23 protein-coding genes and 2 pseudogenes are annotated in these 23,581 nt (G+C 74.1%); 13 read left to right on the forward strand and 12 right to left on the reverse strand.

Annotated features, from left to right (window positions below):
- Both ACZ60X_RS07275 and ACZ60X_RS07280 read right to left on the reverse strand, forming a co-directional pair.
- On the reverse strand, positions 1 to 632 hold a 632-nt coding region (locus tag ACZ60X_RS07275; RefSeq protein ID WP_469594457.1), incomplete at its 3' end, for a maltotransferase domain-containing protein.
- Between the two features lie 106 nt (positions 633 to 738).
- A complete protein-coding gene (locus ACZ60X_RS07280; RefSeq protein ID WP_469594460.1) occupies positions 739 to 1,038 on the reverse strand; it encodes a DUF5133 domain-containing protein in 300 nt (99 codons plus the stop codon).
- A gap of 303 nt (positions 1,039 to 1,341) precedes the next feature.
- Here ACZ60X_RS07280 and ACZ60X_RS07285 point away from each other — a divergent pair, with 303 nt between their 5' ends.
- Both ACZ60X_RS07285 and glgX read left to right on the forward strand, forming a co-directional pair.
- The gene (locus ACZ60X_RS07285) at positions 1,342 to 1,866 is read left to right on the forward strand and encodes a pep a2 (protein WP_469594464.1); all 525 of its coding nucleotides are present in this window, start codon (positions 1,342 to 1,344) and stop codon (positions 1,864 to 1,866) included.
- Positions 1,863 to 4,007: a glycogen debranching protein GlgX gene (glgX, locus tag ACZ60X_RS07290; protein WP_469594467.1), complete on the forward strand. Its 2,145-nt coding sequence runs from the start codon at positions 1,863 to 1,865 to the stop codon at positions 4,005 to 4,007. Before ACZ60X_RS07285 ends, glgX begins: the two co-directional genes overlap by 4 nt.
- Here the strand turns inward: glgX and ACZ60X_RS07295 are convergent, their stop codons facing one another.
- Positions 4,008 to 4,817, reverse strand: coding sequence for a VOC family protein (locus ACZ60X_RS07295; protein ID WP_469594469.1), 810 nt, complete (start codon positions 4,815 to 4,817; stop codon positions 4,008 to 4,010).
- 131 nt (positions 4,818 to 4,948) lie between these two features.
- Here ACZ60X_RS07295 and ACZ60X_RS07300 point away from each other — a divergent pair, with 131 nt between their 5' ends.
- The 4 genes from ACZ60X_RS07300 (at position 4,949) to ACZ60X_RS07315 (ending at position 7,848) form a co-directional block, all read left to right on the forward strand.
- Positions 4,949 to 5,419, forward strand: coding sequence for a MarR family winged helix-turn-helix transcriptional regulator (locus ACZ60X_RS07300; RefSeq protein ID WP_469594471.1), 471 nt, complete (start codon positions 4,949 to 4,951; stop codon positions 5,417 to 5,419).
- Positions 5,416 to 6,315 carry an ABC transporter ATP-binding protein gene (locus tag ACZ60X_RS07305; RefSeq protein ID WP_469594475.1) on the forward strand — a complete coding sequence of 300 codons (900 nt, stop codon included), beginning with the start codon at positions 5,416 to 5,418 and terminating at the stop codon, positions 6,313 to 6,315. The genes ACZ60X_RS07300 and ACZ60X_RS07305 overlap by 4 nt, the downstream gene beginning before the upstream one ends.
- On the forward strand, positions 6,275 to 7,120 hold the full coding sequence (locus ACZ60X_RS07310) for an ABC transporter permease (RefSeq protein WP_469594477.1): 846 nt from the start codon (positions 6,275 to 6,277) through the stop codon (positions 7,118 to 7,120). The genes ACZ60X_RS07305 and ACZ60X_RS07310 overlap by 41 nt, the downstream gene beginning before the upstream one ends.
- Before the next feature lie 203 nt (positions 7,121 to 7,323).
- Positions 7,324 to 7,848, forward strand: a complete 525-nt coding sequence (locus ACZ60X_RS07315) for a hypothetical protein (RefSeq protein ID WP_469594480.1) — start codon at positions 7,324 to 7,326, stop codon at positions 7,846 to 7,848.
- Between the two features lie 77 nt (positions 7,849 to 7,925).
- On the opposite strand, the gene hemC is transcribed toward ACZ60X_RS07315, so the two are convergent.
- The 4 genes and pseudogenes from hemC to ACZ60X_RS07335 form a co-directional block, all read right to left on the reverse strand.
- Entirely contained in the window at positions 7,926 to 8,867 is a 942-nt protein-coding gene (gene hemC, locus ACZ60X_RS07320; RefSeq protein ID WP_469594482.1) for a hydroxymethylbilane synthase, read from the reverse strand.
- 18 nt (positions 8,868 to 8,885) lie between these two features.
- Complete coding sequence (locus tag ACZ60X_RS07325; RefSeq protein WP_469595934.1) at positions 8,886 to 9,842, reverse strand: ATP-dependent DNA ligase; 957 nt, start codon at positions 9,840 to 9,842, stop codon at positions 8,886 to 8,888.
- A gap of 105 nt (positions 9,843 to 9,947) precedes the next feature.
- Positions 9,948 to 10,555 (reverse strand): annotated as a pseudogene (locus ACZ60X_RS07330) (MFS transporter); the annotation flags it as partial.
- 98 nt (positions 10,556 to 10,653) lie between these two features.
- A complete protein-coding gene (locus ACZ60X_RS07335; RefSeq protein ID WP_469595937.1) occupies positions 10,654 to 11,463 on the reverse strand; it encodes an EamA family transporter in 810 nt (269 codons plus the stop codon).
- Positions 11,464 to 11,627: 164 nt separating this feature from the next.
- Between ACZ60X_RS07335 and ACZ60X_RS07340 the strand changes: the two genes are divergently transcribed.
- Both ACZ60X_RS07340 and ACZ60X_RS07345 read left to right on the forward strand, forming a co-directional pair.
- A complete protein-coding gene (locus tag ACZ60X_RS07340) occupies positions 11,628 to 12,485 on the forward strand; it encodes a LysR family transcriptional regulator (RefSeq protein ID WP_469594485.1) in 858 nt (285 codons plus the stop codon).
- A gap of 211 nt (positions 12,486 to 12,696) precedes the next feature.
- Positions 12,697 to 12,936 (forward strand): hypothetical protein, encoded by a 240-nt coding sequence (locus ACZ60X_RS07345; protein ID WP_469594488.1) that lies wholly within the window; start codon positions 12,697 to 12,699, stop codon positions 12,934 to 12,936.
- Between the two features lie 259 nt (positions 12,937 to 13,195).
- Here ACZ60X_RS07345 and ACZ60X_RS07350 read toward each other — a convergent pair whose 3' ends face one another.
- The 3 genes from ACZ60X_RS07350 to ACZ60X_RS07360 all read right to left on the reverse strand — a co-directional run bounded on the left by ACZ60X_RS07350 (position 13,196) and on the right by ACZ60X_RS07360 (position 15,266).
- Positions 13,196 to 14,056, reverse strand: coding sequence for an XRE family transcriptional regulator (locus tag ACZ60X_RS07350; protein ID WP_469594491.1), 861 nt, complete (start codon positions 14,054 to 14,056; stop codon positions 13,196 to 13,198).
- A 185-nt stretch (positions 14,057 to 14,241) separates the two neighbouring features.
- Positions 14,242 to 14,775 carry a hypothetical protein gene (locus tag ACZ60X_RS07355; RefSeq protein ID WP_469594494.1) on the reverse strand — a complete coding sequence of 178 codons (534 nt, stop codon included), beginning with the start codon at positions 14,773 to 14,775 and terminating at the stop codon, positions 14,242 to 14,244.
- A 203-nt stretch (positions 14,776 to 14,978) separates the two neighbouring features.
- Positions 14,979 to 15,266: a putative quinol monooxygenase gene (locus tag ACZ60X_RS07360; protein WP_469594496.1), complete on the reverse strand. Its 288-nt coding sequence runs from the start codon at positions 15,264 to 15,266 to the stop codon at positions 14,979 to 14,981.
- A 161-nt stretch (positions 15,267 to 15,427) separates the two neighbouring features.
- Between ACZ60X_RS07360 and ACZ60X_RS07365 the strand changes: the two are divergent.
- From ACZ60X_RS07365 to ACZ60X_RS07375, 3 genes and pseudogenes are all read left to right on the forward strand, one after another.
- Positions 15,428 to 15,954: pseudogene (locus tag ACZ60X_RS07365) on the forward strand (MarR family winged helix-turn-helix transcriptional regulator).
- Between the two features lie 600 nt (positions 15,955 to 16,554).
- The gene (locus ACZ60X_RS07370; protein WP_469594498.1) at positions 16,555 to 17,022 is read left to right on the forward strand and encodes a peroxiredoxin; all 468 of its coding nucleotides are present in this window, start codon (positions 16,555 to 16,557) and stop codon (positions 17,020 to 17,022) included.
- 88 nt (positions 17,023 to 17,110) lie between these two features.
- Positions 17,111 to 19,471: an ATP-binding SpoIIE family protein phosphatase gene (locus ACZ60X_RS07375; protein ID WP_469594500.1), complete on the forward strand. Its 2,361-nt coding sequence runs from the start codon at positions 17,111 to 17,113 to the stop codon at positions 19,469 to 19,471.
- A gap of 430 nt (positions 19,472 to 19,901) precedes the next feature.
- Here the strand turns inward: ACZ60X_RS07375 and ACZ60X_RS07380 are convergent, their stop codons facing one another.
- Both ACZ60X_RS07380 and ACZ60X_RS07385 read right to left on the reverse strand, forming a co-directional pair.
- Positions 19,902 to 20,513 (reverse strand): DNA polymerase ligase N-terminal domain-containing protein, encoded by a 612-nt coding sequence (locus tag ACZ60X_RS07380; protein WP_469594504.1) that lies wholly within the window; start codon positions 20,511 to 20,513, stop codon positions 19,902 to 19,904.
- An 84-nt stretch (positions 20,514 to 20,597) separates the two neighbouring features.
- Positions 20,598 to 21,461: an oxidoreductase gene (locus tag ACZ60X_RS07385; RefSeq protein ID WP_469594507.1), complete on the reverse strand. Its 864-nt coding sequence runs from the start codon at positions 21,459 to 21,461 to the stop codon at positions 20,598 to 20,600.
- Between the two features lie 152 nt (positions 21,462 to 21,613).
- Here ACZ60X_RS07385 and ACZ60X_RS07390 point away from each other — a divergent pair, with 152 nt between their 5' ends.
- A complete protein-coding gene (locus ACZ60X_RS07390) occupies positions 21,614 to 22,489 on the forward strand; it encodes a helix-turn-helix domain-containing protein (protein ID WP_469594510.1) in 876 nt (291 codons plus the stop codon).
- A 63-nt stretch (positions 22,490 to 22,552) separates the two neighbouring features.
- On the forward strand, positions 22,553 to 23,581 hold a 1,029-nt coding region (locus ACZ60X_RS07395; RefSeq protein ID WP_469595940.1), incomplete at its 3' end, for a LacI family DNA-binding transcriptional regulator.

Below are 23,581 nucleotides of genomic sequence, written 5' to 3' on the forward strand. Positions count from 1 at the left end.
TCCGAGCGCGGGAAGAACTCGTACCAGGACCCGAACAGCGCCCGCTCCCGCTCCACCAGCAACGGCATCGGGTCCGAGGCCGTGACCAGCTCCCGCAGCGGATGGCGCTCCAACACGGCCCGCACCCGCGCCGACAGGGCCGGCGCGAGCCGCTCCCGCACCGAGCGGGAGTCATCGCCGAGGGCGTGCGCGGCGGCCAGGACGAGGTCGCGCTCCGGGCCCTTCGGCACTCCGGCGGCCGCCCGCTCGTACAGCTCGGCGCCCTCCTCCAGCACCAGCCCGGTGTCGATACCGGCCGGGATCTTGACCGAGGCGGCCTGCCGCCAGGTGGCCAGCGGATGGCTCCAGGCCTCCACCCGGAAGGTCCAGCGGCCGGTCGCGTCCGGTGTGACCTCCGCACCCCACACGTCGCTGCCGGGGGACAGCTCCCGCATCGGAGTCCACGGGCCGCGGCGGCCCTTCGGATCGCGCAGAACCACATTGGCGCCCACGGCGTCGTGCCCTTCGCGGAACACGGTGGCCGTGACCTCGAAGCTCTCCCCGGCCACCGCCTTCGCCGGGCGCCTGCCGCACTCCACGGCCGGCCGGACGTCACGTACCGGTACACGGCCGATGGCCGGGGTCCTGCGCATGTATCTCACCTCCGCCGTGCGCGAAGCCGGGCACCTGGCCCGGCTTCGCGATCCGAGACGGGCCGACGCGAGTCGGCCCCAGGGGAACGCCTTGTACGGTGCCAGCTCAGGGGCTTGACGCCGTGGAACGCCGCTCCGGTGGCGGCGCTCTTCTCGCCGACCGGCGGCGCTTCGGCCGCCCGTTCTGCTCACGCAGGTAGGTGACCAGGTTGGTGCGCAGATAGCGTTCGGCCGCGTCCGCCGCCTCGCGGGCGCAGCGTTTGCCCATCAGCACGCACAGCGTGTAGCCCGAGTCCTCGAAGGTGGCCCGGACCGCGCGGTCGTGGGGCGAGGCGAGCATCACGCGCTCCCACGCCCGGTAACGCCGCAACTGCCGGGCCACTTCGGCCTTGGCGGGTAGCAGCATCGCCGTCTCACCTTTCACGCTCTCGACTGGGCGCGTTCCCGACGGTCGGGTGGTGTCCGCGCACGGAAGGGCACGGCACCGTTACGGCGATCGAGGCTTTCACTTATGGTGCACGGACGACGACGCAGCGTCTTGTTGGAGCTTCAACCACGTGTGGTGTGTCGGGTGCTCGTGTTGCACGAATGGCGTAGCGACCGCACCGTGGAGGTGACTCAGAAGCGATCGGCACTCACGCTGGGTGTCCGGGAGCCCGTCCGGACAGGCGAGGGGAGCGCGAGCTTCGCCGGTGAGGAGCAAGCGACGATGAAGACCGCAGTGCCCTGCTACTACCACCTCGACGTGGAAGTCAGCCCGGAACGGGTGGGACAGGTCAGCCGCATCCTGGCCGCCCACCTGCGCTACTGGGACCTGGAGAACCTCACGGAGCCCGTCTGCCGCGGCGCCGAGCTGCTGCTGCGGGCGATCCACGAACACGCCTCCGACCCGCACACCTCGATCGAGATGTGGTGGAACGGACAGCACCTGATCACCGCCTTCGGTGACGACGACCCCGACCTGCGCCCCGACCAGGACCTGCGCTCCTGCCTGGCGGACATCGCCGCCATGAGCGACGGCTGGGGCTGCTGCACCTCGGAAGGCGGCAGCACCATCATCTGGTTCTCGCAGCGCGCCCGGGCCGGCCAGCGCGTCCCGCTCGTGCCCACCGCCCCCGCGCCCACCCTGGACGAGGGCCTCCAGGTGCCGCGCGAACTGCCGGTCGTGCGGCTGGCCGCCCCGGCGGCCGCCCTGGACGACACGCTCGACGACAGCCTGGAGGGCAGCCGGTGACGTCCCGGGCCTCCCGGAAGGGGCTGCCCGTGTGGAGCGGGCAGCCCTACCCGTTGGGCGCCTCGTTCGACGGACAGGGCACCAACTTCGCACTGTTCAGCGAGGTCGCCGAGCGTGTGGAGCTGATCCTGCTCGACGAGGCGGGCACCGGGACGCCCGTCCGGCTGCACGAGGTCGACGGCTTCGTCTGGCACGCCTATCTGCCCGGCATCACCCCCGGCCAGCGCTACGGCTACCGGGTGCACGGCCCCTGGCAGCCGTCCCTTGGCCACCGGTGCAATCCGGCGAAGCTGCTGCTCGACCCCTACGCCATGGCCGTGGACGGCCAGATCGACAACCACGCCTCGCTCTACGAGCGCGCCCCCGAGGGCCCGGCGCCCGCCGACAGCGCCGGGCACTCCATGGTGGGCGTGGTCGCCGACCCGTACTTCGACTGGGGCGACGACCGCCCGCCCCGCACCCCGTACTCCGACTCGGTCATCTACGAGGCCCACGTGCGCGGCATGACCCGCCGCCACCCGGACGTCCCCGCCCGGCTGCGCGGCACCTACGCCGGACTCGCGCACCCCGCCGTCATCGAGCACCTGACCTCGCTCGGCGTGACGGCGGTGGAGCTGATGCCGGTGCACCAGTTCGTGCAGGACGGCGTGCTGCAGGACCGGGGCCTGGCCAACTACTGGGGCTACAACACCATCGGCTTCTTCGCCCCGCACAACGCCTACGCCGCCTTCGGCACCCGCGGCCAGCAGGTCAACGAGTTCAAGGCCATGGTGAAGGCGCTGCACGCGGCCGGCCTCGAAGTCATCCTGGACGTGGTCTACAACCACACCGCCGAGGGCAGCGAACGGGGTCCGACACTGTCCTTCCGGGGCATCGACAACGCCTCCTACTACCGCCTGGTCGACGGCGACTGGGCGCACTACTACGACACCACCGGCACCGGCAACAGCCTGCTGATGCGCCATCCCTACGTACTGCAGCTGATCATGGACTCGCTGCGCTACTGGGTCACCGAGATGCACGTCGACGGCTTCCGCTTCGACCTCGCGGCCACCCTGGCCCGGCAGTTCCACGAGGTCGACCGGCTGTCGGCGTTCTTCGACCTGATCCAGCAGGACCCGGTGATCAGCCGCGTCAAGCTGATCGCCGAGCCGTGGGACGTGGGCGAAGGCGGCTACCAGGTGGGAAACTTCCCGCCGCTGTGGTCGGAGTGGAACGGCAAGTACCGCGACGCCGTACGGGACTTCTGGCGGGCCGAGCGCGGCTCCCTCGGCGAGTTCGCCTCCCGGCTGACCGGCTCCTCCGACCTGTACCAGCACAGCCGGCGCCGGCCGCGCGCGAGCGTCAACTTCGTCACCGCGCACGACGGATTCACGCTGCGCGACCTCGTGTCGTACAACGACAAGCGCAACGAGGCCAACGGCGAGGACAACCGGGACGGCGAGAGCCACAACCGGTCCTGGAACTGCGGCGCGGAGGGCGAGACCAGGGACCCGGGCGTCCTCGAACTGCGCGCCCGCCAGCAGCGCAACTTCCTCGCGACGCTGCTGCTCTCGCAGGGCATCCCGATGCTCTGCCACGGTGACGAACTCGGCCGCACCCAGCGGGGCAACAACAACGCCTACTGCCAGGACAACGAGATCTCCTGGGTGGACTGGGAACTGACCGGCGAACAGCGGTCGTTGACCGCATTCACCCGGCACCTGATCGCCCTGCGCGCGGCCCACCCGGTGCTGCGCCGGCGCCGCTTCTTCCGGGGCGAGACCGCGACCAACGCCGACCAGCCGCTGCCCGACCTGATGTGGCTGCGGCCCGACGCCCACGAGATGACCGCCCGGGACTGGCAGCGCGGCGACGCGCACTCGGTCGCGGTGTTCCTCAACGGCGACGCCATCGCCGAACGCGACGCCTACGGGCGCCGGATGACCGACGACTCCTTCCTGCTGCTCGTCAACGGCTACTGGGAAGCGGTCGTCTTCCGGCTGCCCGGCACGACGTTCGCCGACCGCTGGACGACGCTGGTCGACACGGCCGACCCGGACGGCATCCCGGACGAGCGGGAGCACAAGGCGGGCACGAGGATCAGGGCGGAGGCGCGGAGCCTGATCCTGCTGTCGCGCCCGTCCCGGGCGGCGGGCTGACTAACGGCCGCGGCGCGAGGTCACCGTGAACTGCGCCCCGTCCGGGTCCCGCAGGATCGCCTCGTCCTCGTGCTCGCTCAGCACACTGCCCCCGTGCTTCTCCGCCGCACGGGCGCACCCCAGCACGTCCCCGACGGCGAAGTGGACCTGCCAGTGCGGCCGCACGGACGGATCCGGTGCCGACTCCACCGCGCCCGAGTCGATCCGCGCCACGATGTCGCCCTGGCTGCGCAGCACCACCTCGCCGCCCTCGTACTCCACCTCGCAGCAGCCCGGCAGCCCCGACGCCCAGTCGAGGATCTCGCCGTAGAACAGCGCGGCGTCGAAGGCGTCGCGGGTGTGCAGCCGGATGAAGGTCGGCGACGCCCGCCGCCAGGCCTCCCAGTTGCCGACCAGTTCGCCCTGCCAGATCCCGAAGGTCGCCCCGTCCCGGTCGGCGAGCAGCGCGGCCCGGCCCGGAGGGAAGGAGAGCGGTCCGACGGCCGCCGTACCGCCGCGCTCGCGGGCCCGGGACACGGCCACGTCGGCGTCCGGCACGGCGAAGTACGGCGTCCAGGCGACCGCCATCTGCCACATGGCGGCGACGGCCGCTATCCCGGCCACCGGCACCCCGTCGGCCAGCGCGATCCGGAAGTGCTCGCCGAGTTTCGCACCGCGCCAGCGCCAGCCCAGGACGGCCGTGTAGAACTCCTGGGTGGCCGCGAGGTCCCGGCTGGTCAGACTCACCCAGCACGGGGCACCGAAGACGGAGTGCGTGGACACGACATCCCGGGTGCGCGTGCCACGCTCGGCAGGGGGGTTGTGGTTCATGGCGCTCGCGTCCTGCTCTCGGGAGACGGTCTGGGACCAGTGTCCACTGCCCGGCCCGGTTCGCGCTCTTTGACCTCTCCTTTGACCGCTCCCCGGGAGAAATAGCTCTGTAGCAGAGGTAATCTCCATGGGTGGAGCACGACACGTACCGGCCCGACACGTACCAGGAGGAGCTGGCGGACACGCTGGTGCGCATACAGCGGCTGATCCGCCGGCGCCTGCGGGGCGGCCTCGTCACGCCCCGGCTGCGCGGTGCCGAGGTGGAACTGCTGCGGCTGGTCGAGTCCCGGCCCGGCATCGGCGTCTCGGACGCGGCCAGGGCGCTGCACCTGGCGGGCAACTCCGTGTCCACCCTGGTCAACCAGCTGGTGCGGGGCGGGTACCTGGTCCGGGAGACCGACCCGGCCGACCGCCGGGCCGCGCGTCTGCTGCTCACCGAGGCCGCCGAGAAGCGGCTCGCCGACTGGCAACGGCGCCGGGCCGAGCTGGTGTCCCGGCATGTCTCCCGGCTGGACGAGACCGACCGGGAAGCCCTCCGCGCGGCCCTTCCGGCACTGCGCAAGCTGGCCGTCACCCTGCACGAGGAGGCCGAGGAATCATGACGCGAGCCGACGACCGGGCCGCGGATCCGGACCCGGCGACGAGCGAGGACACCGCCGGACCGGCCGCCCGGACGGCCGCCGAGGCCGTCACCTGCACCCGTCTGGCCTACGCCTTCGGCGACACAAAGGCCGTCGACGGGCTCGACCTGGCCGTCCGCGAGGGCGAGGTGTTCGGGCTGCTCGGCCCCAACGGCGCGGGCAAGACCACCGCCATCCGCTGCATCACCACCCTGCTGCCCGTCCCCGCCGGCATGGTCCGGGTCTTCGGCCACGACACGGCGCGCGAGCGCATGGCGGTGCGCCGGCTCCTCGGCTACGTCCCGCAGCAGCTGTCCGCCGACAGCGGGCTCACCGGCCGCGAGAACGTCGCCCTGTTCGCCCGCGTCTTCGACGTGCCCCGCCGCGAGCGCGCCGCACGCGTCACCCAGGCCCTCGGCGCCGTCGGTCTCGCCGACGCCGCCGACCGGCTCGCCGGCACCTACTCCGGCGGCATGGTCCGCCGCCTCGAACTGGCCCAGGCCCTGGTCAGCGCTCCCCGGCTGCTGATCCTCGACGAGCCGACCATCGGCCTGGACCCGATCGCCCGCACCGGCGTCTGGGACCACATCAACGCCGTCCGCGCGGCCACCGGCATGACCGTCCTGGTCACGACCCACTCCATGGACGAGGCCGACCAGTACTGCGACCGGGTCGGCCTGATGCACCGCGGCCGCATCCGCGCCCTCGGCACCCCGGCCGAGCTGCGCCGGAGCCTCGCCGAACGCCAGGGCGCCGGCACCCTGCCCACGCTGGAGGACGTCTTCCGCGACGTCGCCGGCAGCGGCCTCGACGACACGTCCGCAGGAGGTTTCCGCGATGTCCGCAGCACCCGCCGCACCGCACACCGAGTCGGCTGACCGCACGGATCTTCTGCTGACCCCGCCCGTGCCGCGGGCGGGCTGGCGGCTGCTGCCGGCCCGGGTCGCGGCCATGTGCACGGTCGAACTGCAGAAGCTGCGCCACGACCGCACCGAGCTGTACACCCGGGCCGTCCAGCCCGCCCTGTGGCTGCTGATCTTCGGTCAGACCTTCACCCGGATCCGGGCGATCCCCACCGGCGGCATCCCCTACATCGACTTCATGGCGCCCGGCATCATCGCCCAGTCCGCGATGTTCATCGCGATCTTCTACGGCATCCAGATCATCTGGGAGCGCGACGCCGGCATCCTGAACAAGCTCCTCGTCACCCCGACCCCGCGCTCGGCGCTCATCACCGGCAAGGCCTTCGCGGCCGGCGTGAAGTCGCTGATCCAGGCCGTCGTCGTCATCGTCATCGCCGCCGTCCTCGGCGTCGCCCTGACCTGGAACCCGCTCAAGCTGCTCGGCGTCGCCGCGGCCGTCGTCCTCGCGTCCGCCTTCTTCTCCTGCCTGTCGATGACCATCGCGGGCATCGTGATAAGCCGCGACCGCCTGATGGGCATCGGACAGGCGATCACCATGCCGCTGTTCTTCGGGTCCAACGCCCTCTACCCCGTTTCGGTGATGCCGGGCTGGCTGCAGGCCGTCAGCAAGGTCAATCCGCTGAGCTACCAAGTCGACGCCCTGCGCGGGCTGCTGCTCGGCACGCCGGCGCATCTCGGCGCCGATTTCGCGGTGCTGGCGGTGGCCGCCGCGCTCGGCATCACGGCCGCCTCCTCGGTGCTCGGCCGGCTGGCCCGATGACCCAGCCCGACGATCTTGCCGCGACGTGATGTGCGGCACGCGCGCGTACCTCGCGGAAAGGGGCCCTGAACGGATTCTTCCTGCGCAGCGCTTGATCAACGATCAAAGCGGGCGAACCCGCTGGCCATGGCGCATTCCGCTCATTTGACAGTGCCCTGAGCCCACAGATAGACAGCAGCTCTCGGTAGGTCGAGAGGGGCATTGTGTACGAGCCGAACGTGGTCGGAGACTGGCACGAGTACGAGGAGCATGCCGGTCTGCGGGTCCGCGTCCACCGCTTGGAGGCGGGCGAGCCGCCACGCGGACGCGACGACGCCGCCGACGGGCTGGCGTACTTCAGTGTCCGGGTGACCGTCGAGAACCGCGGCGCACGGCCCCTGTGCATCCATCTGGAGGACGGTCAGATCGACGTCCGCGTCGGTCCGGACGGCGAGGCCGCGTTCATGGACTGGCGCAACTCCCAGTTCGTCGAGGGCTTCGACGTCTATCCGCTGCGCCGCGCCACCGCCGTGATCTACGCCGCCGCCCCCGAGGCCGCCCTGGCCCACGTGGACGTCCAGGTGCAGCTGCGGGTCGAGGAGGAGTGGGCCGACCGCCGGCTGTGGACCGGCGGCATCGGCGTCCAGGAGGCGGCCCCCGCGGCCACCGCGCCGGGCACCGCCCAGGGCAGCCTGGCCCACCAGGTGAGCGCCTTCCTGCGCGACCTGACGGAGCCGGGCTCCGCCTGACCCCGGCCGGCGCCGGCCGCCGTACGACCCCGTGCGGCGGCGCGGCACAGAGGCGTACGACGGTGCGGCCGGGCCGGTCAGTGCGGGATGCCGTCGATGATCTCCCGGGCGCCCTGCCGCAGGAGTGCCACCGCCACCGAGGTGCCGAGGGTGGCCGGGTCGAGCCGCCCGGCCCACTCGTGGGCGTTCAGCCGGGTCTTGCCGTCGGGGGTGAACACACAGGCGCGCAGGGACAGTTCCCCGCCGCGGTCCACGCGCGCGTACCCGGCGATGGGGCTGTTGCAGTGGCCCTGCAGCACGTGCAGGAACATCCGCTCGGCCGTCGCCTCCCGGTAGGTGTCGGCGTCGCCGAGCCCGCTGACCGCGTTGATCAGATCGGTGTCGTCCTCGCGGCACTGCAGGGCGAGGATGCCCGCGCCGATCGGCGGCATCATCGTCTCCGTGGACAGCACCTCGCTGATCACATCGGTCCGCCCGATCCGCTCCAGCCCCGCCACGGCCAGCAGCAGCGCGTCCGCCTCACCGGCGGCGAGCTTCTCCAGCCGGCGGTTGTCGTTGCCCCGGAACGGCACGCACTCCAGATGCGGGTGCGTGGCGGCGAGCTGGGCGACGCGGCGGACCGAGGAGGTGCCGATCCGGGTGCCGGCGGGCAGTTCGTCCAGCGTGAGCCCGCCGGGGTGCACCAGCGCGTCCCGGATGTCGTCCCGCTTCAGGAACGCGGCGAACACCGTCCCGGCGGGCAGCGGCCGGTCGGCGGGCACGTCCTTGACGCAGTGCACCGCCAGATCGGCCTCCCCGGCCAGCAGCGCCGCGTCGACCTCCTTGGTGAACGCGCCCTTGCCCTCGACATGGGACAGATCGCCGAGCCACTTGTCGCCGGTGGTCTTCACCGGGACGACCTCGGTGCGCATCCCGGGGTGCAGCGCGGCCAACTCGGTGCGGACCCGCTCGACCTGGGCCAGTGCCATGGGCGAGTCGCGGGAGACGATACGGATCAGTTCGGGAACCGGCATGGGCACACGATAGACCTTCGCCGGTCAGCTCAGGTCTTCGGGCAGGTCGGCCGCCGACTCCTCCGGGGCGAGATCCGGCCGCAGCCGCAGCCAGGACGGCTGGCGGAGCATCCCGTGGCGGGTCCGGGTGCTGTAGCCGACCTCGCCCACCAGCCGGGGGAGCACCCAGTGGGCGCCCGCGATCCGCGGTACCGGTGCGAAGGGGCACCGGCTGCTCGCCGCGTCCTGGAGCAGCCGGGCCAGCTCGACGCGCTCCGCCTCGCTCCAGCCGGTGCCCACCCCGCCGACGTAGCGCAGCCGGCCGTCCGCGGCGCGCTGGCCGACCAGCAGCGCTCCGGGCAGTCCGGTCAGCCGCCCCTTGCCGGGCAGCCAGCCGCCGACGATCACGTCCTCGGCCCGCACGTTCCGGATCTTGATCCAGGCGCGGGAGCGCACGCCGGGCTCGTACACCGAGTCCAGCCGCTTGCACACCAGCCCCTCCAGGCCGTGCTCCCTGGTCGCCGCGAGCGCCTCGGCGCCGTGCCCGGTGACGGCGCCCGGCACCGACCAGTACGGCCCGGCCAGCTCCAGCTCCTCCAGTCGGGCCCGCCGCCGCGCGTACGGCTGACGCAGCAGCGGTTCGTCCAGGTAGGGCACGTCGAAGAGGACCAGGTGGACGGGTACCTCGGCGGCCCGGCGCGCCGCCCGCGCGGGAGCGTGGGCGAGCCCCATCCGGCTCTGCAGCAGCTGGAAGTCGGCCCGGCCGTGCTCGTCCACGGCCAGCACCTCGCCGTCCAGCACGGCGGGGGTGGAGCCCAGGGCGCCGCCGAGCGGCCGGAGTTCGGGATAGGCCGCCGTGATGTCCTCGCCCGAGCGGGCGCGCAGCCGCACCGTGCCGTCGCCCGGCAGGTACACCATCGCCCGCTGCCCGTCCTGCTTGGTCTCGTACGCCCAGCGCGCGTCCTGGGCGGCGGGCGGCAGCCGGCCGGGCGTGGCGAGCATCGGCGCGACGAGGGGCAGGGCTACGGCGGTCACGGCTGAAGGTCTCGACCGCTCGCACCGGCCGCACGCCCCCTCACCCGCCGGTTCCCCTGAACGGGCCCCCGCTCACGCCACCGTCTCGGCCGAGGGTTCCGCAGGACGCGGGGCCGGGGCCGACGCCGGGGTGGTGGGGTGGTGGCGGGGGAGGAAGGAGGCGAGGAGGAGGGCGAGGACGGCCGCGCCCGCGCCGATCGCCATGACGACCTTGAAGCCGTTCTCGGACGGCAGCGCGTGCCCGCCGAGGCTGATCGTCATCTGCGCCAGCATCACGCCGGCGCCCGCGCTGGCCACCGAGGTGCCGATGGACCGCATCAGCGTGTTGAGGCTGTTCGCGGCGGCCGTCTCCGAGGCCGGGACCGCGCCCATGATCAGCGCCGGCATGGCGCCGTAGGCGAAGCCGACGCCCGAGCCGATGACGCAGGAGACCAGGATCAGATGCCAGACCTGCGACATGAGGAGGATGTTGAGGCCGTAGCCGGCCGCGACGATCCCGGCGCCGATCATGAGCGTGACCTTCGGACCCTTGGCCTCGTGACGGCGGCGGACACCGGTGCGAAGGCCATCGTCACCAGCCCCTGCGGAGCCATCACCAGGCCCGCGGTCAGCATCGACCTGCCGAGCCCGTACCCCGTCCGGGTCGGCAGCTGCAGCAGTTGCGGGAGCACCAGCGACAGGCCATCCGTCCGTGGCGCCAGTCGATCGCGGCGGGGGCCGCGTGGCGGGACACGGTGGGCTAGCCGCACCGCCCGCGCGGGCGCTCGCCCGACGGCTCTCATCCCCGCGTGGCGATGCTCACCGCGTTCGCCGCCACCACCGCCCCGATGCCCGCCCACTCCGCCGCGCCCAGGCCCTGGCCGAGGACGACCCAGCCGACCAGGGCCGCCAGGACCGGGTTGACGCTCATGAACAGGCCGAAGGTCTGGGCGGGCACATGGCGCAGGGTCAGCAGGTCGGCCAGGTACGGCACGGCCGACGACAGCACGCCGGCCGTCACCGCGCACAGCACGGCCCCGGCGGTCGGCGGATGGCGCAGGGCGACGACGACGCCGGCCGGCAGGAAGACCAGCGCGGAGACCGTGGCGGCCGCGGCGGCGCCCTGCGCGCCGGGTACGCGCCGGCCGACGACACGGTTGAGCAGGATGTACGACGCCCAGCAGCACGCGGCGACGAGGCCGAGGGCCATCCCCGCGTAGTCCGCGGAAGGGCGCGGACGCATCAGGACGACCACCCCGGCCGCCGCCGCCACCGCGCACCCGGCGTCCAGCCGGCGCCGTGCGGCGGCCAGCGCGACCGCCAGCGGCCCGAGGAACTCCAGGGTCACGGCGAGCCCCAGGCCGATCCGGTCCACGGCCGTGTACAGGCTCAGGTTCATCGTGCCGAACACCAGGGCCAGGAGCAGCACCGGCCACCACTGCCGCCGGGTGAAGGCACGCAGCCGGGGCCGGGCGACGGAGAGCAGGACGAGCGCGGCCACGTACTGGCGCACCGCGACCACACCGAGCGGACCGAGCACCGGGAAGGCCAGGGCGCCGACGGCGGCGCCGGTCTGGTTGGACAGCCCGCTGCCGAACATGGCGGCCACACCGGCCGCCCGCCGGGTCGGGGCCGCGGAGGAGGGAGTGGAGGGGGGAAGGGCCGTGGGAGCGGCCACGGCCGGGCGTCGGAGAGCACGTCGCATACCCGGATCGTGTGTCACCGGGGTACTTGCACAAAATGCATGCGCCGGACCATCTATACGCTGTGCGTATGCAGGACATCGAGCTGCGCCAGCTGCGCTGCCTCGTGGCGATCGTCGACGAGGGCAGCTTCACGGACGCGGCGATCGCGCTCGGCGTCTCGCAGGCCGCGGTCTCCCGCACCCTCGCCTCCCTCGAACGGGCCCTCGGGGTACGGCTGCTGCGCCGCACCTCCCGTGAGGTGACGCCGACCGCGACCGGGCTGCGCGTGCTGGAGCGGGCCCGCCGGGTGCTCGCGGACGTCTCCGATCTGGTGCGGGAGGCTGCCTCGGGGCACACCCGGCTGCGGGTCGGCTACGCCTGGTCGGCGGTGGGGCGGCACACCGTGGCCTTCCAGAGGCGCTGGCGCGCGGCGCACGGGGACATCGACCTGCACCTGGTGCGGGTCAACTCGCCCTCCGCCGGGCTCGCCGAGGGCGCCTGCGACCTCGCCGTGGTCCGCCGGCCGCTGGACGACCGGCGCTTCGACACCGCGATCGTCGGTCTGGAGCGCCGGCTGTGCGCGCTCGCGGCCGACGACCGGCTCGCCCGGCGGCGCGCGGTCCGGCTCGCCGAACTGACCGACCGCACCCTGCTCGTGGACCGCCGTACCGGCACGGCCACCGTCGACCTCTGGCCGGCCGGCGCCCGCCCGGCCGTGTGGGAGATCCACGACGTCGACGACTGGCTGACCGAGATCGCCGCCGGACGCGGCATCGGCGTGACCGCGGAGTCGACCGCCAACCAGTACCCGCGGCCCGGCATCGTGTACCGGCCGGTGCGCGACGCCGAGCCCGTCGCCGTACGCCTCGCCTGGTGGCGCGACGAGCCGCACCCGGCCCGCCAGGCCGTCGTGGAACTGCTCACCGAGCTGTACCGCACGGCCTGAGCCGCCCCGCGGAGTCTTCTTCGGCTGGATTCACGTACGACAGGCACTCGTCGAAGGACTGTGCGCGGCGGCCGCGGTCGTCGGCCTCGGCCCCAACGGCCTGTGGGATCCGGCCACGCCCGGGGCGGCCGGGCCGCGCTGACCATCGGCGCCCTGATGACGGCGCCGCACGCCGGCGGCGTCCTCTCCGCCTACGTCGCCCCTCGTCCCCGTGCTCGCCACGGCCCTGTCCGAGTCGCTGAGCCTCCTGGTCGCCCAGGGGCGTGCCGACGGGGCCGGTGCGCCGGCCGCCCGCTACGCGGTCGAGGTCCCCGCCGGTACCGCCCCCACGGCCCCGCCCGACCGCCGGGGCGCCCTGCGCGCCCTGTTCCGCGCCGGTGAAGGGCTCCGGACCCGCTCCTCCTCGTCCACGGCGTCGCCCCCTGGCAGCCCACCCTCGGCTCCGCCCTGACCTTCGTGGTGCCGTTCAACCACGCCGGCATCGTCGGCATGCTGATCGCCGGCCGCTTCTGCGACGGCTTCGGCGCCCGCGCGAGTCCGCGATCCGGTTCGCGCCGAGCACGGGCGGTGTCTTCCTGCCCGACATGCACACGCCGCTCGGCATGGGCGGACAGCGGCTCGTCACGGCCGGCTGACCAGCCCACCTCTCACCTGCTGTGCCCCCGCACGCGGTGGGGGCCCCGGTGGGCGGGTGCCGCGTCCGGCCCCGGTCAGCCGAGGTCGGCCGGTGTCACGTCCCGTCCTGTACACGCCAGTTCCCCGCTCACCTCGGCGCACGCCTCCACGCCCCGGGGCGAGGACACCGACAGCATCGGGCTGCTGTCGCCGGCGGAGTCGTCCGCCGGATAGCTGGCCGACAGTACGTCCTGGCCCTGTCGCACCGACACCTCGCGGGCCCCGGCCGACCGCAGCCGGACCTGGGACCAGGCGGTGCCGCAGGCCTCCGACCAGCGCAGCCGGACCGTATAGGCGGCATCGGTGACCGTGCTCGCGGTCCGCGCGTCCCGGGCGCAGACGGACGCGTCGGGCAACTCGCCCTGGCACGAACGGCCGTGACAGCGTGGCACCGCAGGAAGGTTCGGTGTGGGCAGGTTCTGCACGGCGGGCGCCGCTCCCGGCCGCGCGGTCAGGGTGACGGCGGCTGCCGCCGCCGCGGCCGCGCCGAACAGGGCGAGCGCGGACAGCGGGAGCCTGCGCGGGAGCCATGAGCGGCGGCGGAGCCGCGTGCGGAACCCGCCCGGCCGCCGCCGCGGGCCGGACCCCTCGCCCTCGCCCGCCTCCGGGCGGTCCGCGGCGGAGGAGGCCGCCCCCGCCGCGCCGGCCGCATCCCATTCGGCCAGCACCTTGTGGGGATCGGCGCCGGCGAGCCGGCACAGGGCCTCCACGGCGGGCCGGGGCGGCGGGGTGACGCCGGACAGATAGCGGTGCCACGCGGACTTGCTGTACGGGGTGCGTGCCGCCAGCGCCGCCAGACTCAGGCCGGTACGGTCCTTCAGCTCGCGCAGTCCGGCCAGCAGTGGCTCGTCCGGTGTGGGCGATGTCGATGCTGTCGATGCCTGGGGGTGCCGCATCGTGCGTCCTCGACTCCCTTTCCACTATGGGCGTTTTCGCCCCTGTTGCCGGGATGGCTTCCCGGGACCGCGGCGTACGCAACACACGGTGACGTATGAGGAAGGTGAGCCAGGCGCGTCGAAGGCCCGTTCGAGGGTCGTCGAACGGGCCTTCGGCGGCTGGGCGGTGCTGCGGCGGTGGGCCGTCAGCACCAGGGCAGGGCGCGGTCGGCGCGGACGTAGCGGGCCGTCACGTAGCCCCTGTGGTGCGCGAGCCGGTACCAGGTGCGGTTCCCGGCGACCGATGAGCCGCGCGTCCTGCAGGTGAGGTGGAGCGCCCCGCCCGCCCGCCGGTGCCCGACCACCCGGTAGCCCGTACCCGGCCCGGAGCGGACGTTGAGCCGTGCGTGACCGGTGGTGACCCGGCCGTCGGCCCGGTACCACACCCGGTACGGGCCGGTGCGGTCGTGGAACCGGTCGCCCAGGCACACCCGGCGCAGGTGGCGGCCGTGGAGGCGGTACGTGCAGTGCCGGCGGTGGTGGGTGCGGTACCGGGCGTGGTGGGTGCTGAGGGCGTGGTGGGTGCTGAGGGCGGGGTGGGCGCTGTACTGGCTGACGGCGCCGGGCACCGCCGGCTGCAGGGTGGCGGCGCTCGCGGGTGCGGCCCCGGCCGCCGTGGGCAGGAACGCGAGGACCGCGACCGTGGCCAGCAGACCGCTGTTGAGGGTCCGTCGGATCATGGCAACCTCCGGCTGTCGTTCTCGTGACCACGAGCAGTGATCACGACAGCCAGCGTTTCCGCGACGGGCCGTCGGAATGCCGTCCCGGCGTCCCTGGGGACGCTCGGGACGTCCCCCGGGACGGGCCCCGGTACCGCGGGCGGTCCGGCCGGGCCGGAGCGGGGGCGGCGGGGCCCGTCCCGGCCGTCTCCGAGGGGAGTGGGTCAGACGGTCTCGGTGAAGGTGATGGTCCGCTCCTTCAGCAGCGGGAACACGGTGCCCCGGATCAGCTCGGCGAAGTGGGCCGTCTCCTTGTGCGCCTCGAAACCGTCGCGGTCGGTGTACTGCTCGTACAGCACGAACGCACCGGGCTGGTCCACCACCTCGTGCGCCTCGTAGGCGAGGTTCGCGGGCTCGGCGCGGACCAGTGCGCGCATCGTGCGGAGCGCGTCGCGGACGGTGTCCGCGTCGGCGGGGGCGCACTGGTACTGGGCGACGACGGCGAAGGCCATGGGTTCCTCCAGGGTGCATCGAAGATTCGGCGGGGGCGTGATCCTGCCGATTGCAGCACGGGGCCGCCGACGGGCGGCCGGTACGACACGCGCGCGCCGGAGACGGTGGCCGTCGTCCGGGCCGACGGAAGTCACTTGACCTACGCAACCAGATGGCGGGTATGCCCACGGAACCGCTGTCCGACCTGCCCGTTGCCTCTCCGGAGGCCGTCGAGATCGAGCGCGCTCTGACGCGCGTCACCTACCTCGGCACGCGGTCCCGGCAGCACGAGCGGCTGATGGCGCTGGCCGGGGTGCCGCCGGACCGCGCCGCGGTGGCGCTGCTGCGGCAGATCGCCGACTCCGGGCCGCTGCGGCCGGGGGAGCTGGCGCAGCGCCTGGCCGTGGAGGCCTCGCACGTCACGCGGACCGTGCAGCAGCTGCAGCAGACCGGCTACGTCAGCCGCGTCCCGGACCCCGACGACCGCCGGGCCCAGCGCATCAGCTCACCGACGCCGGCCGCGAGGCCGTGGGCCGGATCCGAGAGGCCGGTGCCCGGAGAATGCAGCTCGCCCTCGACGCCTGGCGGCCCGAGGACCTGCGACAGATGGCCACGCTCTTCCCTCGCATGGTCGACGACTTCCTCGCCTACACGATCGAGGAGGACTCCGGCCGGGAGACCGGCGACACCCCACCCGCGAGGAGCTGACAGCCACCTGCACCAGGGGCCAGGCGCGAACGGCGCGGTCCCGGCGGGGTGGGGGGGGAGTGGTGAGGTCGGTGCGGACCGGCCGAATGACGAGCTGGTGGGGGCCGGCCGGGAGTGGCTGAGGGGCTGCGGGCCAGCAGGGCCGGCGGGATGGGCGCGGGCCGGAGGCGGCGGGCGGTGCGGGGCGTCGGAAGTGACGAGTCTGGTGGGGGCCGGCCGGGAGTGGCTGAGGGGCTGCGGGCCAGCAGGGCCGGCAGGGTCGGCGGGATCGGCGCGGGCCGGCGGGTACGGCGGGCGGCGGCGCGGGCCGGCAGGATCAGCATGGGTCGGCGAGATCGGCGCCGACCGGCGAGGCCCGGCTGGGGACAGCGAGACCCGGCGGGGATCGGCTAACGGGAAACTGGCGAGGGCCCGGGGGACATGGCGACGCCTCTATGGGTTCGTGAGGCACCCGCGGGACCGGTGAGCCCCCTGGGGATCGCCGGAGGCGATCCGCCCCGGGCTCTACCGTCCAGTAATATCCGGCGGCAGACCGGCGGGTACCCACAGTGCCGTCGGCGCGGTGGCGCGCGGCGCTGCCCCGGACGAGGAGGAACGGTCGTGGCGGAACGCATCGAGATCGGCAGCCAGGTGGAGGACTTCACACTGCCCGACGAGACCGGCACCCCGCGCCGGCTCACCGAACTGCTGGCGGACGGGCCGGTCGTCCTCTTCTTCTACCCCGCCGCCATGACCCCCGGCTGTACCGCCGAGGCCTGCCACTTCCGCGACCTCTCCGCCGAGTTCGCCGCCGTCGGTGCCCGCCCCGTCGGTATCAGCGGCGACACGGTCGACAAACAGCAGGAGTTCTCGGGCGCGCACGGCCTCGGCATGCCGCTGCTCTCCGACGCCGACGGCACGGTGCGCGAGCGGTTCGGCGTCAAGCGAGGTTTCTCCCTCGCCCCCACCAAACGCGTCACCTACGTCATCGCCCAGGACCGCACAGTGCTGGAGGTCGTCCGCAGCGAGCTGCGCATGAACACGCACGCCGACCGGGCCCTCGCCGCCCTGCGCGCCCACCAGGGCTGACGGGCGCCGGCCCGGCGCGCACCCGCCGGGCCGGCCCGCGCACGTCCCGCGCTTGATGGACCGGAACGATCGCCTCATCCTGGGGCGTATGAAGCATGGCGCCGCCGTGGCGGTGATCGACGCCCTCGGCACGGTGACGGGCTGGACCGAGGGCGCGCGGCTGCTCACGGGGCACCCGGCCCGGGACGTCGTGGGCCGGCCCGCGGCCGCGCTGCTCGCCGGGCACCTCCCCGCGGACTTCCCCGGGGCCGACCCCCTCGCCGCCCGGACCGGCACCGTCGCCGTGCGGCACCGCGACGGGCACCGCGTGGAGCTGGACGTCACCGCGTGCCCGGTGCTCGGCCCGGACGGCCGGGCCGAGGGATACGTCGTGACCGCCGACCCGCCCGTCGACCCCGCCACCGCACTGGCCGCCCAGGCCTTCCAGCAGGCGTCCCTGTCCATGTCCGTCTTCGACCTCCAGCAGCGCTATCTGCGCGTCAACGACGTCGCCGCCCGGGTGATGGGCGTGTCCGAGGAGGAGCTGATCGGCCGGCACTTCCCCCAGAGCATCGACGACGCGGAACCGCACCGGGGCTTCCTCGCGCATCTGCGCCACGTCGCCGAGACCGGCGAGGCGGTGCGCTACGAGAGCTTCACCGGCACCCCCGCCATGGGGCGGGAGCACGCCTGGTCCATCGAGATGTGGCCGCTGCGCGACCGCGGCGGCGAGCTGGCCGGCGTGGCCCTCGCCGCCTTCGACAACAGCGCGCAGTACTGGGCCCGGCGCCGGCTCGCCCTGCTCAACGAGGCGGCGACCGGCATCGGCACCACCCTGGACGTGGTGCGCACCGCCGAGGAACTGATCGAACTCCTCGTCCCGCAGTACGCCGACTTCGCCAGCGTCGACCTGCTCGACTGGGTGCTCGGCGCGGACGAACCGCCCATGATCCCCGAGGGGGACGTCGTGCTGCACCGGGTCGCCCACGGCTCCGGCCGCGAGGGCAACCCCGCGGCGGCCGTCCGCATCGGCGACACCGACGTGTACGCACCGGACTCGCCGCCCGTCCGCGCCCTGCGCGAGGGCCGCGCGGTGCTCAGCCAGGCGGACGAGCCGGAGTTCGCCCTGTGGCTCGCCGAGCGCAACGCGCGCTCGCCGCAGGGCCGCCCCTACCGGGAGGGCGCCCACTCCGTGATCGCGGTGCCGCTGCGGGCCCGCGGCACCATCCTCGGTGTCGCGGTCTGCGTCCGCATCGCCCACCCCGACGCCTACGGCCCCGACGACGCGGTCTTCGCCGAGGAACTCGGCAGCCGTGCCGCCGTCTGCATCGACAACGCCCGCCGCTTCGCCCGGGAACGCTCCACCGCCCTCGCCCTCCAGCACAGCCTGCTGCCTCGCGGACTGCCCGGCCAGGCCGCGCTCGAGGTGGCCCACCGGTATCTGCCCTGCGGCTCCCTGGCCGGCATCGGCGGCGACTGGTTCGACGTGATCCCGCTCTCCGGGGGCCGGGTCGCACTGGTCGTCGGCGACGTGGTGGGACACGGCATCCAGTCCTCGGCCACCATGGGCCGGCTGCGCACGGCCGTACGCACCCTCGCCGACGTCGACCTGCCGCCGGACGAACTGCTCACCCACCTCGACGACCTGGTCGTCCACCTGGCCGCCGAGGACAGCCGCGAAGAGGTCGCCGAACTCGGCGCCACCTGCCTGTACGCCGTCTACGACCCCGTCTCACGGCGGCTCGGCCTGGCCGCCGCCGGCCACCCGGCCCCGGCCGTCGTCCTGCCCGGCGGCAGCGCCGAGATCGTCCCCATGACCGCCGGACCACCGCTCGGCGTGGGCGGGCTGCCGTTCGAGGCGACAGAACTGGACCTGCCCGAGGGCTCCGTCGTGGCGTTCTACACCGACGGTCTGCTGGAGAACCGCGACCGCGACCTCGACGGCGCCACCGACATCCTGTGCCGGGCGCTGACCGCGCCCGTCGGCTCGCTCGACGCCCTGTGCGACAGCGTCCTGAAGGCCCTCCTGCCCGAGCAGCCCGGCGACGACGTCGCCCTGCTCCTCGTCCGCACCCGCGCCCTCGGCGCCGACCGGGTCGCCACCTGGGACGTGCCGCCCGACCCCGCCGAGGTCGCCGCCTTCCGGCAGGCGGCCGGTGACCAGCTCACCGCCTGGGGGCTTCAGGAGGCCGCCTTCGTCACCGAACTCGTCGTCAGCGAACTCGTCACCAACGCCATCCGCTACGGCGAACCCCCCATCCAGCTCCGCCTGATCCGCGACCGCGCGCTCATCTGCGAGGTCTCCGACGCAAGTTCCACCTCCCCGCATCTGCGCCGGGCCCACGCCTACGACGAGGGCGGCCGCGGACTGCTCCTGGTCGCCCAGCTCACCCAGCGCTGGGGCAGCCGGCAGACCGGCCGCGGCAAGACCATCTGGGCCGAACAGGCCCTGCCCGACCCTCCACCCTGATCACCGCGGCCGGAGGCGGTACCGGTGCAGGGACCCAGCGCGCCCCCTCGCCGGTCAGCAGGACGACCACCGACGCCCGCGGCGCTGCCGGCGTCGCTGACGGCGACCGCCGCGTGCAGTCCCTCGCGCCGGCCGGGCAGGCGAGAACAGACGGCGTGGACGGCGTGCCGCAGTTCAGCCCGGGCATGCCGAGGTCGCCCGCCGCGACACCGACGGGTTCGCCGCGGCTCGGCCCGGCGAGGACGCAGACCGCGGACCGAGGCTCCACGCACGTCGAAGGCGCGCTGCCCGAGCCGGTGGGCCGTACGGGCCACCGCGCGGCCGTGGTGGCCGTCGGTCGCGGGGCCGCGCGTGTCACGGCGGCGCAGCCGAAGGACGACCCCCGGCACACGTCCTCGACCCCGGCGGGGGCGCCACGCCCGCCGCCTGCTCACTCCTCCTCGCGCGCCACCTGGGCCAGGGTGCGCCCGGTGCGGGCGGAGCGGGCCCGGCGCGGGTCGGGGGTGCCGTGGCCCGCCGGCCGTGCCCGGCCCTTGCGTACCAGCAGCCACGCCTCTTCCCCGTCCTCGCTCCCGCGGAAGCGGGTCAGCGCGTACTCGCCGCGCAGCTTGCTCCCGTGCAGCCGGAACGTGGCGTGCCCGTGCTCCAGGGACCGCGCGAACTCCACCGGACGGCCCCGGCGGTCGTGGCTCAGCGGCTCGTAGGTCCCCTGGTCCCACACGATCACCGTGCCGCCGCCGTAGTCGCCCTTCGGGATCACCCCCTCGAAGTACTCGTACTCCAGCGGGTGGTCCTCGGTCGGTACGGCCATCCGCTTGTCCCCGGGATCGGTGGACGGGCCCTTCGGGATCGCCCACGACTTCAGGACGTCGTCGACCTGCAGCCGGAAGTCGAAGTGCATCCGCCGGGCGTCGTGGATCTGCACCACGAAGCGGGGCTCGTCGGCCGCCGCCGGGCCCGGCTCCCGGCGGCCCGCCGGCTCCCGGGTCCGCTCGAAGTCGCGCTTGCCGCGGTACGTCCGCAGCCGGTCCTCCGCCACCACGTCCGGCTCCTTCCCTGCGGTTCGGCCGGTGCGGTCCCCACCGGTCCGCGTTCCGCGGCCCCGAGTACCCGGGAACCGGGCCCCTCAGCCCCCGATGCCGTCCAGTTCGGCCACCGCGTCCGCCGGCAGCTCCAGGCCCGCGGCGGCGATGTTCTCCCGCAGATGCTCCGGGGACGAGGTGCCCGGGATCAGGGCGATGTTGGGGGAGCGGCGCAACAGCCAGGCCAGCGCCACCTGCTGCGGCGACGCCCCGAGCCGCGCGGCGACCTTCGCCGTCGTCTCGGACTGCAGCGGTGTGAACCCGCCGAGCGGGAAGTACGGCACGAACACGATGCCCTCGGCCGCCGTCCGTTCCACCAGCGCGTCGTCCCGCCGGTCGGCCAGGTTGTACAGGTTCTGCACGGTGACGACGGGCGCGATCGCCCGGGCCTCGTCCAGCTGCGCGGCGGTCACCGTGCTCAGCCCCAGGTGCCGGATCAGCCCCCGCTCCCGCAGCTCGGCCAGCGCGCCGAACTGCTCGGCCAGCGACTCGTCGTTCGGGGAGTCCACATCGCCCACCCGCAGATTGACGACGTCCAGCACCTCCGCACCGAGGCTGCGCAGGTTGTCGTACACCTGCGCCTTCAGGTCCTCGGGGTGCCTCGACAACACCCAGCTGCCGTCAGCGCCCCGGCGGGCGCCGACCTTGGTGACCAGGTGCAGACCCTCGGGGTAGGGATGCAGGGCCTCGCGGATCAGCTCGTTGACGACCACCGGCCCGTAGAAGTCGGCGGTGTCGATGTGCGTGATCCCCGCCTCCACCACCGCGCGGAGCACCGCCACCGCCCGGTCTCGGTCCTTCGGCGGGCCGAAGACATGCGGCCCGGCCAGTTGCATGGCGCCGTACCCGACGCGGGTGAGGGTCAGGCCGTCGGCCGGGGTGAGGGTGCCGCCGAGCTGTGCAGTCATGTCGTACCTCGCGGAGATCTCCGGGCCGCCGCTCTTCCGGGCGGCCTCGCTCCTCCACCCTGCGCCGGTGCCCGCCGCCATGGCAGTGCCCCCGCGATCCTGGGAGTGACAGGGCCAGCCACCGCCCTGCGCAGGGCCGTACGGTGGGTGCCATGGACGGATCCAACGCGCTCGGCGAGTTCCTGCGCGCCCGCCGGGCGCTGGTGCGGCCCGAGGACGTGGGCCTGCCCGGCGGCGGTCTGCGCCGGGTGCCGGGGCTGCGCCGTGAGGAGGTCGCGATGCTCGCCGGCATCAGCTCCGACTACTACCTGCGGCTGGAGCAGGGCCGCGACCGCAATCCGTCCGTCCAGGTCCTGGAGGCCCTCGCGCGCGTGCTGCGGCTGGACGCCGCCGCCACGGCCCACCTCGGCTCCCTCGCCCAGGACCGGCCCGCCGTGGCGGTACGGTCCGGGCGCCCCGTACGCCGGCTCCCGCCGAGCCTGCTGCAGCTCATCGACAGCTGGTCGCACCACCCGGCCTACGTGCAGAACCGCTACACCGACTGCCTGGCCGCCAACGCCCTCGCCACCGCCCTCACCCCGAACTACCGGCCCGGTGTCAACATCCTGCGGGCCGTCTTCCTCGACCCCGCCGAGCGCGAGCTGCGCCGGGACTGGGAGGACCTCACCGAGGAAGGCGTGGCCGTGCTGCGCTCCGAGGCCGGCGTGGACCCCGACGACCTCCGGCTGCGCGACCTGGTCGGCGAGCTGTCCCTGCACAGCGAACGCTTCCGCACCCTGTGGGCCCGGCACGAGGTACGGCCCCGCAGCGGCCGCCCCAGCCATCTCGCCCATCCGCAGGTCGGGGACCTCGACCTGCACTCCACGAAGATGACCGTGGACGGCACCGACGGGCTCGTCCTCGTCGTCTTCCACGCGGCGCCCGGCAGCCGCAGCGCGGAACTCCTCGACATCCTCGGCAGCCTCAGCGCGCCCGCGGGCGAGGCCACCCCGGAGCGCGTCGAGGACCAGGGACAGGGGGACCGATAGGGTGAGTGGTGATCAACCGGCACGGTGATCGACCGCACGGGTGGGAAGAGGGCGGCGGACGGCATGGGCGCAGGCGTGGAGCGCGACGGCGGCGCGGGCGGCGGGCGTCCCACCTCACGGGACGTCGCCCGGCTCGCCGGTGTCTCGCACACCGCGGTCTCCTTCGTCTTCAACGGCCGCGCCGAGGGCAATCTGTCGCCCGCCACCCAGGAACGCATCCGGCAGGCCGCCACCCGGCTCGGCTACCGGCCCGACCCCGTCGCGCGCGGTCTGCGCCGCCGCCGTACGGCCGTGATCGGACTGGTCACCGACGAGATCGCGTCCTCCCCGTTCGCCGGCCGGCTGCTGCGCGGCGCCATGGAGACCGCCTGGGGCAGCGACCATCTCGTGGTCACCGTGGACTCCGGGGGCGACCCGGCCAAGGAGGACGCGGCCGTCGCCGAACTCCTCGACCGGCGGGTCGACGGCATCATCTACGCGGCCATGTCCCTGCGCCGGGTCCGGGTCCCCGAGGGCCTGCACCGCACCCACTCCGTGCTCGCCAACTGCCTGCCCGAGGACGACTCGCTGCCCGCCGTCGTCCCGGCCGAGCGGGCCGGCGGCCGTACGGCCGCACGGCTGCTGCTGGAGGCCGGGCACCGCAGGGTCGCCCTCGTCGGCGGGCAGGACGACATCGCCTCGGTGGAACGGCTGCGCGGCTTCCGGGACGCGCTGCGCGCCGACGGGATCACGGTGCCCAAGGAGTGGATCGTGCGCACCGGCGGCGAGATCAGCGGCGGGTACGAGGGCGCGATCCGCGTCCTCGACGGCGCCCTCCCGCACCGCCGGCCGACCGGGATCTTCTGCTACAACGACCGGGTCGCGGCAGGCGTACTGCACGCCGCCACCCGGCTCGGCATCGCCGTACCCGAGGCGTTGTCGGTGGTCGGCTACGACGACCAGGAACACATGGCCGCCTTCCTCACCCCGGCGCTGACCACGGTCGCGCTGCCGCACCGGGCGATGGGCGAGGCGGCGGCCCGGCTGCTGCTCGACGCGATCGACACCGGCCGGACCCCGCCCGCCACGGTGCGGCGGCTCGCCTGTCCTGTC

The sequence above is a fragment of the Streptomyces sp. NPDC104106 genome (assembly GCF_055584345.1).